The following is a 12,245-nucleotide window of genomic DNA, read 5'->3' as shown; positions in this document are numbered from 1 at the left end:
GGTTACCGCCGCGCGAAGAAATGACGGCTCCCAGCATTCGCCGGTAGCATCAGCCTCTCCGCGCCAGGAGCGCGGATCGTGGGGGTGGGACGGGTGCGCGGCGACATGGACGGTGGCACGGCAGAAGAGCTGTCGCTCCCCGATGCCGCCTCTGACCTGCAGGTACTCCGGTGTCTCCTGCGCGTGGCCGAGGCCGTTGCTCGGGCCGACGCATTCGACGAGGCCCTCGAGGTGATCGCGGAGCAGGCGCTCGGCGCGCTTCGGGCGTCGTCGCTGTCGATCAGCCGCTGGGAGGCCGACCTCGCATCGCTGCGCACCCTGATCAACGTCGGCGACCTCGGCCCCGACGAGACGCGCTGGCCCGCCGACGAGTACTACCCGATGGGTGGCGACCCCCACGTCGCGGAGTTGCTGCTGCACGGCCGCCCCTACCTCAACGCCCTCGACGAGCCCGACTGCCCCCCGCACTGCACTGCCTGGCTGAACAAGATCGGCAAGGAGAGTGAAATCGCCGTACCGATCATGAGCGGCGACTCGATGTGGGGTGAGATCTGGGCCTCCGGTGTCGACGGCCGGCGATTCGACCTCGGTGACGCGCAGCTGCTCTCGGCCATCGCGGCGTACATCACGGTGGCGATCAACCGATCCGAGACGCTGAACATGGTGTGGGGATATGCCCTCCAGGACCCGCTCACCGGCATCGCCAACCGCCGCGCCATCGACCAGCGTTTCGCCGAATTGGATTGGGAGACATCGACTCCCGTGGCCATCCTGTGTGACCTGGACGGGTTCAAGCGCATCAATGACCGCGACGGTCACCCTGCGGGAGATGCACTGCTGCGCGACGTCGCCGCCGTGCTGGGTGGTCTTGCCGACACCGTCGAGGGCGCGATCGCCGCGCGGCTGGGTGGCGACGAGTTCTGCATCCTGCTTCCCGATGCGTCGCTGGCCTCGGCGCAGGTGTTCGCCACCGATGCCACCCGCGCCCTGCACGACGTCGTCGATCGCGAGGTCAGCCTGTGCTGGGGTGCCGCGACGACAGGTCCCGATGTTCGCAGTGCCGCGGAGTTGCTGGCCGCCGCCGACGCCGCACTGCTGCACGCCAAACGGCAGGGACCCGCGCGCTACAGCACGGGTGCACCGGCGTCGGTGGATGCACGAGACCTCGCCGGGTGGGACCGCCGCACGGGGCCGCGCCGCGCCGTGGACCGGTTGGCCTCCGATCTGGTGCGCATGCTCGACGAGCAGCCGGAGATGACGCTCGCCCAGGCGCTGGAGGCGGTGGCCGTCGCCCTCGCGCAGGCACTGGACGCGGCGGCCTGGGCGATCTCGGAGACCACCGGGGGAGGGACGGCGCTCCGGCTGGTGAGCAACGTCGCCAGCGTACGCAAGCAAGAGGCCGGGCTGACGGTGCTCGTGGACTTCGGACCGCCGAACTACGCCCTCGCCGACTACCCCACCTCGGCGCGTGCGATCGCCGACGGCTCGACCTTCCTGGCCGCGGTGGGGATGGAGTCCGCCGATCCCGACGAGGTCGCCCTCCTGGAAGCGCTCGGATATCAGGCGGTGCTCGGCATCGGTGTGCCCGCGGGCGAGAACAGCTATCTGATGGAGATCTACTCCCATGACGGATACGCCGATCTCGCCGAGATCGCGCCGCTGGCAAGGATTCTCGCGGCCTACTGCGTGACCCGGATCGGTCAGCGGAAACCGGCCGATCCACCGTCGGCCATGAGCGTCTGACCGGTGACGAACGCGGCGTCGTCGCTGAGCAGGAAGCACACGACGGGCCCGATGTCGGTCGCCACGTCACCGAGCCGGCCCAGCGGGACAGCACGCACCGTGCGTTCGTAGGTCTTCGGGTCCAACTCCCGCCACGCTCGGATGCTCTCGGTTTCGGCGTACGGGCACACCACGTTGACCCGAATGCGGTGACGGCCCCACTCCAGTGCCGCGACCTTCGACATGCCCCGGATCGCTTCCTTCGCCGCACCGTAGGCGCCGAACCGGGACAGACCCTGGGTCCCCGATCCCGAGCCGAGGTTGACGATGCTGCCTCCGCCGTTGTCGACGAACACCGGGTACACGGCCTGCATCAGCAGGAACGTGGCGCGCGGCCCGACGTCGAACACGAGGTCGTAATCCTGCTCGGTGATCTCGTGAAAAGCCTTGGGCTCGTTGGTCGCAATCGCGTTGTTGACCAGACCGTGCACCGTGCCGAAGGCTTCGACCGCGGCCGCCACGATGCGTCCGGCGGCGTCCGGCTCGCGCAGATCCTCCACCGACGAGACGACGGAACCACCGGACAGTTCTTCGGTCGTCGCGTGCAGCATCTCCTCGTCGCGGTCGACCAGAAGCACCGACGCACCGCGCGCGGTGAGCGCGGTCGCGATGCCCTTGCCGACACCGCGGGCCGCGCCGGTCACGATGACGGAGCGCCCGGCCAGGTCCGTCACGATGCGGCCCCCTTCACGATCACGCCGTCCTTGACGATCACGCGCAGGTTCTTCGCCGGATCACCCAACAGGGAGAGATCGGCGGTCGGATCGCCGTCGACCAGCAGCACGTCGGCCCATGCGCCGGCGGTGATCTCACCCAGGCGGGCCGACCGATAGGGGTCCCGGTCGCCGGCCATCCGCAGCAGCGCGGCGTTGCCCGAGGTGACGAGCTTGAGCGCAGCGACGGCGCTCATGTAGTCGCCGAGCCGCACCATCATCGCGCTCTGCAGATCGGCGTGCTCCGGCTCGAACAGCAGGTCGGTGCCCCACGCCAGACGCACCCCGTGGGTGGCGGCCCAGCCGAACAGCCGGTCGGTGCCCGCGCAGATCTCCCGGTTCTTCTGCGCGCTGGCCGGATTGGCGAACGTGTGGTCGTGCTCGGCGAACGGCTGGGTGGACAACCACACCTCGCGTTCAGCGAGCATCGCGATGGTCGGTTCGTCGGCGAGGTGGCCGTGCTCGATGGACTTCACCCCGGCGTCGACGGCGCGACGGATCCCAGTGACGTTGTAGACGTGCGTGGCGACGTAGGTGCCGTAGTCCTCGGCGGCCTGCACGGCGGCTCTCAACTCGGCGGGGGTGAACTGCACGGTGTAGAGCGGGTCGTACAGCGACGCCGCACCGCCGCCGACCATGAGCTTGATCTGGCTGGCGCCGAGCTTCAGCTGCTCGCGCACCGCGGCCAGCACGCGATCGGGCCCGTCGGCGACCCGCATGAAACCGATCTGTTCGGCGCGGGACTCGCTACCGCCCAGCGCGGTCGGGCGTTCGTAGACGAAGCCGAAGTCGCCGTGCCCCCCGGTCTGCGACAGCGCGGCCTGGCTGGGGTAGATCCGCGGACCGAGCGCGGGTCGTGCGTCGATCACCGTCTTGAGGCCTGCGGTGTCGCCGGCCATGTCGCGCACCGTGGTGAAACCGCGCAGCAGGGTGTCGGTGGCGCCGGCCAGCGCAGTCGCGGCGAGCAGTGTCTGAGAACCCATGGCGAGGTTCAACAGCGAGTTCGCCATCCCGACCAGATGAACGTGCGCATCGATCATGCCGGGCATCAATGTCCGTCCGGCTCCGTCTATCACAGTTGTGCCGTCGGCCTCGGCGATGGGCGATGTCTCGACGGCGGAGATCATCTGACCCTCGATCAGCACGTGCCCGTCCGTCACCCGGTCGGACAACCCGTCGAAGATGCGCACGTTCTTGATCAGCAGCGGCATGGCGCTCACGCTAGCCGCTGAGCAGACACCGAAAAGCCGGACCCGCGTTGCGGGTCCGGCTGCGTTCGGTGGTCAGTTGTCGGTCAGGAGTCAGGAGACGGGGATGGAGGCGCAGCCCACGCCGGGGATGCAGCCCGAGACGCCGCCGGGTCCGGCTGTACCGCCGACACCGCCCGGGTTGGTCGAGCCGCTGGCACCACCCGGACCGGCCACACCGGACGGCCCGCCGGGGATCGCGCCACTGGCGCCCTCGGGACCGGCCGCACCGGCCACACCGCCGGGATTGGTGGCGCCGCTGACACCACCGGGACCGGCTGTGCCGCCCGGGCCGCCGGGGATGGCGCCGCTCGCACCACCCGGACCCGCTGTCCCGATCGACGCGCAGGGCGTGCCGTCCGGATTGAAGCACGGCGGGGGAGCCGGCTGAGCGAAAGTCAGGGGCGCAGTTGCGATTGCAGTCGCCGCCGCGCCCGCGAAGATCAAGGAACCGAGATTCAGAGTCTTGTGTCGCATGACTAATTAGTTCCCCAGTCGGTATCGAATCGAAACCACGGGTTGATGGCATTCTGGCGGGATGGGTCTGATCTTCCGGTTGGTCGAGCTGCTGGTGGTGCTCGTGCCGCTGGTCGGCGTGGCCTACGCCACTTATCGCGGGATAGCCGCCGCGCGGCGCCAACGCGACCCCGAACTCCCCGCGGCGCCGCCGGCAGTGCGGCCCGCCACGGCGGCTCAGCGTCGCACCGTGCTGCGGACGATCGAGCAGCATGATCGCACCGACACCCGCTGGCTGGAGTACGAATTGGACGCCGCGAAGGTGCTGGACTTCCCGCTGATGACCGATCTGCGCGATCCGCTGACCGAACGCTTCCACCGCGCGAAGCTGCGTGCGGATTTCCTGCGGCCCGCCGACATCGCTGAGCTGCTCGAGGACCGGGACGCCCTACCGACCTATGTCGAGGCGGTCGGTGAGTACGCGACCGCGTTCGACGTCGCGGAAGCCGAAGCGCGGCGGCGCAAACGGGCCGCGTTCACCGCGGAGGAACAGGAGCGTCTGGCGCGCGCGCAGCGGCTGCTGCGGGTCGCCGCCGACACCGCCGCGACCCCGCAGGAACGTGAGCGGGCCTACCGCCTGGCGCAGCGCGAACTCGACGGACTGTTGGTGCTGCCCGAGCGCGCACGACATGCGCTGGAACGCGGAATCAGCGGCGAACTCGGGGATTAGCCGATCGCGGCGTCGGCGACGTCGAGCGCCCGGTCCAGGATGTCGACGCCTTCGCGGGCCAGCTCTTCGGTGATGATGCACGGCGGCACCACGTGGATACGGTTGTAGTTGGCAAACGGCAGCATGCCGAGCTTCTTACATTCGGCGATCACGGAATTCATTGCCGCGCTGGAACTTCCGTACGGAGCCAACGGTTCGCGGGTGGTCTGGTCGGAGACCAGCTCGACGGCCCAGAACACGCCGGTGCCGCGCACTTCACCGACACTGCGGTGCCGCGCCGCGACGTCGCGCAGCGCCGGTCCGAGCACCTCGGTGCCGATGCGGGCGGCGTTCTCGACGATGCCTTCCTCGGCCATCGCGGTGATGGTCGCCACTGCGGCGGCGGTCGCGAGCGGATGCCCGGAGTAGGTGAGCCCGCCGGGGTAGGCGCGGTGGGCGAACGTCTCGGCGATGTGGGGGCTGATCGCGACCCCGCCGAGCGGCACGTAGCCGGAGTTCACTCCCTTGGCGAACGTCAGCAGATCGGGCACGACGTCGGCATGGTCGATGGCGAACCACTTGCCGCTGCGACCGAAGCCCGACATCACCTCGTCGGCGATGTAGACGATGCCGTACTCGTCGCACAAGGCGCGGACACCGGCGAGGTAACCGGGCGGGGGCACCATGATGCCTGCGGTGCCCGGGATGGATTCGAGGATGATCGCGGCGATCGTCGACGGGCCTTCCATCCGGATGATGTCGCGCAGATGCGCGAGCGCGCGCTCGGTCTCCTCCTCCTCGGTGACGGCGTGGAATTGCGAGCGGTAGAGGAAGGGCCCGAAGAAGTGCACGATCCCGGCGTTGCCGTGGTCGTTGGGCCAGCGGCGGGGGTCGCCGGTCAGGTTGATCGCGGTCTCGGTGCCGCCGTGGTAGGAGCGGTAGCGGGCGAGCACCTTGTAGCGGCCGGTGTGCAGGCGGGCCATGCGCACGGCGTGCTCGACGGCGTCGGCGCCGCCGTTGGTGAAGAAGATCTTGTTCAGCTCGCCCGGAGTGCGTTCAGCGACCAGGCGGGCGGCTTCGGAGCGTGCGGCGTTGGCGTGCTGGGGCGCGACCGTGCACAGCTTGGCTGCCTGCTCGGCGATCGCCGCGACGACCTTGGGGTGCTGGTGGCCGATGTTGGTGTTGACCAACATGGAGGAGAAGTCGAGCAGCCGGTTGCCGTCGCCGTCCCAGACGTGGCAGCCCTCCGACGCGGTGATCGTCATCGGCGCGATCTCGGCCTGTGCCGACCATGAGTGGAACACGTGGGCACGGTCGAGTTCGTACGCGCGGGCGGCTTCGGCGCGGGCCTCGTCGGCGGTCAGGCCGTTGGGCAGGGTCGCGGTGTCGTCGGTCAGAGTCGGGTTCGCCACAGGTAAACCGTAGTCCTTTTGCGTGATCAGCTGCCACGCCGTTTAGGCGCGACTCTTTTTGTCGGTGATCGTACGTATGTTCGATTCATGTCGGAGGTGCGGGAGGCGGTGGCGGTGCTGCGGGCCGCGGTCGATTACGTGCTCGCCTGCGATCTGGACCTCTCGACGGCCGGCGAGTTGAAGGAGCTGCTCGACGAGCTGGAATCCGCCGGGTGCCGGTTGCCGGCGGCCCGCAATCGCGGCCTGGCGCGGCTGCAGGCCGAGACCACCCCGCAGCAGATGGGCGCCAAGAACTGGAAAGACGTCCTCGCGATCCGCTACCGGATCAGCGGTCCGGAGGCGAATCGCCGGTTGACTGAGGCCGCGCTGCTGGCGCCGTGTCAGTCACTGACCGGAGAGCCGTTGCCGCCAGTGTTGCCCGCGACCGCGGTCGCCCAGGAGCAGGGGCTGATCAACGGCGAGCATGTGGAGATCATCCGTAAAGCCGTCGACAAACTCCCCGGCTTCTGCGACACCACGACCCGGGAACAGTTCGAAGTCGAACTGGTCCGCACCGCCGTCGGGGCCGGCCCGAAAGAAACCCGCGACGCCGCAGACCTGACCCTGTTCCTGCTCGATCAAGACGGGCCTGAACCTGATGACACCGAACGCACCCGAAAACGGGGTCTGAAGAAATCTCGGCAGGGCCGCGACGGGATGACGCAGTGGTGGGCGGATCTGACCCCGGAAGCCGCGGCGGTGTGGGAGGCGATCTTCGCCAAATACGCCGCCCCCGGCATGTGCAACCCCGACGATGACGAGCCCTGTATTTCCGGGACACCGACGCAGGCGCAGATCGACAACGATCACCGCAGCCTCGCCCAACGCCAACACGACGCCCTGCTCGCCGTCGGACGCATCGCCCTGATGAGCGGCGAACTCGGTCAGCTCAACGGGTTACCGGTCACGGTGATCGTCCGCACGACGCTGCAGGACCTCGAGTCCTGCGCCGGGATCGGGGTCACCGGCGGTGGCACCCGCCTCCCGATCAAGGACGTGATCCGGATGGGGGCGCACGCGTCCCACTACCTGGCGATCTTTGACCGCGCCACCGGCGCGGCGCTCGACTTGTTCCGCACCCGCCGCACCGCATCACCAGCCCAGCGGATCATGCTGATCGGCCGCGAGGGTGGCTGCACGAAACCCGGCTGCCCGGTCGGGGCTTACGGCTGCCAGGTCCACCACGTCACACAGGATTGGGCCGAGGGCGGGCTGACCAACATCGACGACCTCGGCCTGGCCTGCCCGCCCGACAACCGCGCCGTCGCACCCGGCGGCTGGACCACGTCGATGAACGCCCGCCATGAAGTCGAATGGACCCCACCACCGGACCTAGACACCGGACAAACCCGGGTCAACACCCACCACACACCCGAACGCCTCCTGCGCCCACCCGAGGACGACGAGAAGAACGACGTTGAGGCGCAAGCCGATTCGACCAGGGGCGCCGCCGCGTGCCCGTCACCCTCAACCAGCGGACCGTCAGAACCCGGCGGACCCGCACCACCCGACAACGAAGCGGCGTGAAAGCCGCGAACAGGTGCACCCCTCGCCGAGGGGTCCCTTTTGGGGTGCGACTAGGCCTCCGAGGCTTTCTCGAGCTCGGCCAGCGCGTCGCCGGTGTAGACGGCCAGGCGCTGCAGGTGGGGCAGCCGATCCCGGCAGCCCACGAACCCGATGTTCAGGGTGTCGGCGTAGCTCTGCAGCGTGATGTTCAGCGCCATGCCGTGGATCGGAATGGACACCGGGTAGGTGGCTTCCAGCCGGGAGCCGTTGAACCACAACGGTTCCCGTGGTCCCGGCACGTTCGAGACGCAGAGGTTGAACGTGTAGGGCCAGGGCGCCTGCACACCGGTCAGAGCGCCGGCGATCTGCGTGCCCGCCGGCGCCAGCAGTGCCGCGCTGTAGGCGATGATCGCCGCCGGAGACATGTTCTGCAGCTGCGCCTTGGCCGCCCCGGTCGCGGCGGTGATGACATTCAGCCTTTCCACCGGATCGGCGATGTCGGTGCCCATCGGAGCCAGGATCGCGCCGACGGCGTTGCCGCCGCCTTCGTCACCCTTGGGTCGGACGTTGACGGGAAGGAACGCGATCAGCGATCGGTCGGGCAGTTCGTCGATCTCGGAGAGGAAGCGACGCAGGCCGCCGCCGAGGATGGCCAGCGACACGTCGTTGATCGTCGCTCCGTGCTGGGAGCTGAGCTTCTTGAGACGGTCGAAGTCGTACTGCTGAGTCGCGAAGCGCCGATTGCGACTGATCCGCGCGTTGAGGATGCTGTGCGGCGCCGACGCCGACCCTGCGATCTGGGCGTACTCGCCGTCGCGGCGGATCTGGGTGTTGACCACCGCCGTCGTCAGGTCAACGGCAGCGCTGACACCACCGCTGACGGTGGCGCCGATCCCGCTGATCGTCCGCAGCGCCGCGGTGAGCGGATTGACCGACGTCCCGTTCGATTCGGTGGCCTTCGGCCCCTGCGCCCGTTCGGGCATCGGCACGTTGAAGAACATCCGGGTGTCGTTCGACTCCGGGTCGGTGGACAGGCTGCGAGCGAGCATGCGCATCGCGCTGTAGCCGTCGACCAGCGCGTGGTGGATCTTCATGTACAGCGCGAACCGGCCGCCTTCGAGACCCTCGATGGCGTGCAGCTCCCACGGCGGCCTGGTCAGGTCGAGGTGGTTGCTGTGCAGCCGCGACACCAGGATGCCGAGCTCGCGTTCGTCACCGGGGCTGGCCAGTGCCGAGCGACGCACGTGGTAGTCGAAGTCGAAGTCCTTGTCCTCGACCCAGCTGTGCAGGGGGCTGTACTGCAGTCGCGGGTGGGCGAGCTTGAGGTTCCACGGCCGCATCACCTCCTGGCGGCGGGCCTCGGCGATCATCTCGCGCAGATACTCGACCGTCGCGTTGGGCGGCGGCGTGAACGGCAGCAGGCCGGCCACATGCATCTTCGAACTGGGCGTTTCCCCGTAGATGAACAGCAGGTCCTGCAGGCCGAGCCTCTTGCTAGTCGCGCTCACCCCGTCACGGTACGCGGTGTGATCAGGTCCCACAGAATGTTCGGAACGTGGCCGAGAACTCCTGCTGGCCCGGCTCCGCGTAGCGCTCGAAACCCGGTCGTATCTGGTAGGGCGAGCGCACTGCGGCGAGCAGGTTCTCCGCCGGACCCAGGTCCCCGTCGGTGGCGGCGGCGAGCGCCTCTTCCACCAGATGGTTGCGCGGGATGTAGACCGGGTTCACCGCGTCCATGGCCACCGGATCGGGATCGAGCGCACGCCACCGGCGCAGCCATGCGTCGACGCCGGCGAGGTCGACGAACTCGCCGCGCACCGGCTCGGCCTCACCGCGGGCTGCTTCGGCCAGCCGCCGGTAGAACGATGTGTGGTCGATGCCGTTCGCCTGCAGCAGCACGAGCAGGTCCTGGCTCAGCGCATCGGCCTGTTCCGCCGAGGCGCCGGCAAGGCCGAGCTTCGCGCGCATGCCCTCGTCCCAGCGGCTCTGGTAACGATCGCGGAACCGGCCCAGAGAATCCTCGGCCTGGCTGATGGCGCGGTCGGTGTCCTCGTCGAACAGCGGGAGCAGCGCCTCGGCGAAGCGCGCCAGGTTCCACAGCGCGATGCCTGGCTGGTTGCCGTAGGCGTAGCGGCCGCCGTGGTCGATCGAGCTGAACACTGTTTCCGGATCGAAGGCCTCCATGAACGCGCAGGGGCCGTAGTCGATGGTCTCGCCCGAGATCGTCATGTTGTCGGTGTTCATCACGCCGTGGATGAAGCCCACCAGCATCCACTGTGCGATCAGATCGGCCTGCACGTCCATGACCGCCTCGAGCAGCGCCCGGTACGGCTGGGCGGCTTGCGCGCAGGCGGGGTGGTGCCGCGCGATCGCGTAGTCGGCGAGGCGGCGCAGCACACCCACATCGTGGCTCTGGCGGGCGACCAGCGACGCGTACTGGAAGCTGCCGACGCGCAGATGGCTGGCCGCCACCCGAGCCAGGACGGCGCCGGGCAGCTCGGTCTCCCGGTAGACGGACCGGCCGGTGGCGACCACCGACAGCGAGCGGGTGGTCGGGATGCCGAGGGCGTGCATCGCCTCGCTGATCACGTATTCGCGCAGCATCGGCCCGACCGCGGCCAGGCCGTCGCCGCCGCGCGCGAACGGGGTGCGGCCCGACCCTTTCAGGTGCAGATCGCGAACCCGTCCGTCGGCGTCGAGGAGTTCGCCGAGCAGGAGGGCGCGCCCGTCACCGAGCCGGGGGACGAAGCCCCCGAACTGGTGGCCGGCGTAGGCCTGGGCCACCGGGGTGGCGTCGTCAGGAACGGCGGTGCCGGCGAGCAGACGCACCCCGTCGGGGCTGCGCAACCACGCCGGATCCAGGCCCAGCTCGGCGGCCAGCGCCTCGTTGAGGACCAGCAGTGTCGGGTTGGGCGCATCCTCGGCCTGCCATCGCACGGCGAGTTCGGGAAGGTCCCGGACGAACGTGTCTCCCAGCGCGATGCTCATCCTTCCGAGCCTACGGAGACGGGTGGATCAGGGCGATGGCTCGATCAGTGCGATGGCGTCGACGTCGTCCTTCACGGGAATCCGGCGGTTGCTCTCTTCGATCACCAGTGCGCCGGCGGGATCGTCGTAGCCGTCGCTGTGCGGCAGGATCAGCGCGCGCTGCCCCGGGGTCAATTCGGTGGTCTGCAGCGCAGACGTCGGTGGGGCGACCTGGGCGATGTGGTCCCCGGTCAGCTGCCAGACCACGGGTGGCGCGGCCTGCGATTGACCGCAGCGCCAGGTGGTCAGGCTGAGCTTCGGCGGCCCCTGCTGCGGCCACCACAGCTTGGTGATGCGGAATCCGGCCGCGGGGTCGGCCGCAGCGACGTCGAACGTCTGCTGGTTGCCGTCCGCGTCGGACTGCACGACGGCCGCGGTACCGCAGGCTTGCCCGGCGGCGTCATCGGTGGCGCGGTAGAGGGCGTAGGCCAGCGAGCCGCCGTCGGGGGAGAGCCGGGCAACAGAGACCGGGCTGTTGGCGTCGACCTGCCCAAGCGAGGCCGGCGCGCCGGGACCCCGCACGGCGTACAGGGTGTCCGGTCCGCCGAACGGCGACGGCGGTGCTTCGACGCGGGCCAGCACGGTGGTGCCGCCGCGCGCCACGATCAGACGCGCGTCGCCGACGCCGGGGGTGGGCGGGAGTTCGACGGACTGCATCAGTCGCGGTGCCGCGTCGGGGGCGGACAGGTCGAGACCCATCAGCCGGTTCGGCTGTTCCCACCAGACGATCGTGCTCCCTCCCGACGTGCCGAGCGTCGGCCCCACCGAGATCTGGCGGATACCGCCGCGCCGGTTCTTCACGTCGATGGCGGCGAGGTGGTTGTCGACGGTGCGGGTGAAGACGAAGCGGCCGTCCTCGGTGGTGATCAGGTCGTTGCTGGGCGGAAAGGCTCCTGGCACGTTCGCGACCTTGGTCGTGCCGTCGATGATGCCGATCTCGTCGGCGGCGCGGTAGGCCAGCATCGGGCCGGTGGGCGGGGCCGGCGTCGTCGTCGGGTCGAAGGGCGAGGTGACTTTCGGTGCAGACGAGCCCGTGCTACTCGAAGACGTCGAACCGGGCGGTGACTGAAGACCGCTGCAGGCTGCGACCAGGACGGCCAGCAGCGCGAACAGCGCGGCGGTCAGGGCATGTCTGACGGAACTGTGAAGCGAATTTCTCATAGGGGATCGCCCTCCATGGTGGCCGAAGATCGGACGGCCGGACGGAGCGGGTGGCCGCGGGGTGGGTCCGCGGCGCGCCCCGGACCGTCACGCTCGGTATGGTGATTCCTCGCCGGCGACGGGGGAATCGTGGGCTGACGAGCACCGTCGGCCGGGCCGCCGACTGTCGAAACCTCAGATGTGGAGCAACGCT

General features: G+C 69.3%; 10 protein-coding genes. 3 read left to right on the top strand and 7 right to left on the bottom strand.

All coding sequences use genetic code 11. The features are described 5' to 3' along the window. Window positions 1-78 precede the first annotated feature (78 nt). Window positions 79-1,743, top strand: a complete 1,665-nt coding sequence (locus ACZY1G_RS15865; protein WP_463812789.1) for a diguanylate cyclase domain-containing protein — start codon at window positions 79-81, stop codon at window positions 1,741-1,743. On the opposite strand, the gene ACZY1G_RS15860 is transcribed toward ACZY1G_RS15865, so the two are convergent. From ACZY1G_RS15860 to ACZY1G_RS15850, 3 genes are all read right to left on the bottom strand, one after another. Next, complete coding sequence (locus ACZY1G_RS15860; RefSeq protein ID WP_463822907.1) at window positions 1,701-2,456, bottom strand: SDR family NAD(P)-dependent oxidoreductase; 756 nt, start codon at window positions 2,454-2,456, stop codon at window positions 1,701-1,703. The genes ACZY1G_RS15865 and ACZY1G_RS15860 overlap by 43 nt on opposite strands. Beyond that, window positions 2,453-3,706 carry a metal-dependent hydrolase family protein gene (locus ACZY1G_RS15855; protein ID WP_463822906.1) on the bottom strand — a complete coding sequence of 418 codons (1,254 nt, stop codon included), beginning with the start codon at window positions 3,704-3,706 and terminating at the stop codon, window positions 2,453-2,455. The genes ACZY1G_RS15860 and ACZY1G_RS15855 overlap by 4 nt, the downstream gene beginning before the upstream one ends. 90 nt (window positions 3,707-3,796) lie before the next feature. Next, complete coding sequence (locus ACZY1G_RS15850; RefSeq protein ID WP_463822905.1) at window positions 3,797-4,219, bottom strand: hypothetical protein; 423 nt, start codon at window positions 4,217-4,219, stop codon at window positions 3,797-3,799. A gap of 61 nt (window positions 4,220-4,280) precedes the next feature. Here ACZY1G_RS15850 and ACZY1G_RS15845 point away from each other — a divergent pair, with 61 nt between their 5' ends. After that, window positions 4,281-4,928: a hypothetical protein gene (locus ACZY1G_RS15845; RefSeq protein WP_463822904.1), complete on the top strand. Its 648-nt coding sequence runs from the start codon at window positions 4,281-4,283 to the stop codon at window positions 4,926-4,928. Here ACZY1G_RS15845 and ACZY1G_RS15840 read toward each other — a convergent pair. Then, window positions 4,925-6,319 (bottom strand): aminotransferase class III-fold pyridoxal phosphate-dependent enzyme, encoded by a 1,395-nt coding sequence (locus ACZY1G_RS15840; RefSeq protein ID WP_463812784.1) that lies wholly within the window; start codon window positions 6,317-6,319, stop codon window positions 4,925-4,927. The genes ACZY1G_RS15845 and ACZY1G_RS15840 overlap by 4 nt on opposite strands. Before the next feature lie 87 nt (window positions 6,320-6,406). On the opposite strand from ACZY1G_RS15840, the gene ACZY1G_RS15835 reads away from it, so the two are divergent. Beyond that, on the top strand, window positions 6,407-7,885 hold the full coding sequence (locus tag ACZY1G_RS15835; protein ID WP_463822903.1) for an HNH endonuclease signature motif containing protein: 1,479 nt from the start codon (window positions 6,407-6,409) through the stop codon (window positions 7,883-7,885). 50 nt (window positions 7,886-7,935) lie between these two features. Here ACZY1G_RS15835 and ACZY1G_RS15830 read toward each other — a convergent pair whose 3' ends face one another. Genes ACZY1G_RS15830 through ACZY1G_RS15820 form a run of 3 tightly spaced genes read right to left on the bottom strand, consistent with a single transcriptional unit; the run spans window position 7,936 to window position 12,052 of the window. Further along, a complete protein-coding gene (locus tag ACZY1G_RS15830; RefSeq protein WP_463822902.1) occupies window positions 7,936-9,372 on the bottom strand; it encodes a WS/DGAT/MGAT family O-acyltransferase in 1,437 nt (478 codons plus the stop codon). A gap of 22 nt (window positions 9,373-9,394) precedes the next feature. Continuing rightward, complete coding sequence (locus ACZY1G_RS15825) at window positions 9,395-10,852, bottom strand: protein adenylyltransferase SelO (protein WP_463822901.1); 1,458 nt, start codon at window positions 10,850-10,852, stop codon at window positions 9,395-9,397. Between the two features lie 27 nt (window positions 10,853-10,879). Continuing rightward, window positions 10,880-12,052: a hypothetical protein gene (locus ACZY1G_RS15820; protein ID WP_463822900.1), complete on the bottom strand. Its 1,173-nt coding sequence runs from the start codon at window positions 12,050-12,052 to the stop codon at window positions 10,880-10,882. Window positions 12,053-12,245 lie beyond the last annotated feature (193 nt).

This window comes from Mycobacterium sp. IDUB_5, assembly GCF_055419565.1.
Note: the sequence above shows the minus strand (reverse complement) of the source record. Positions and strands in the feature narration are given on the sequence as shown.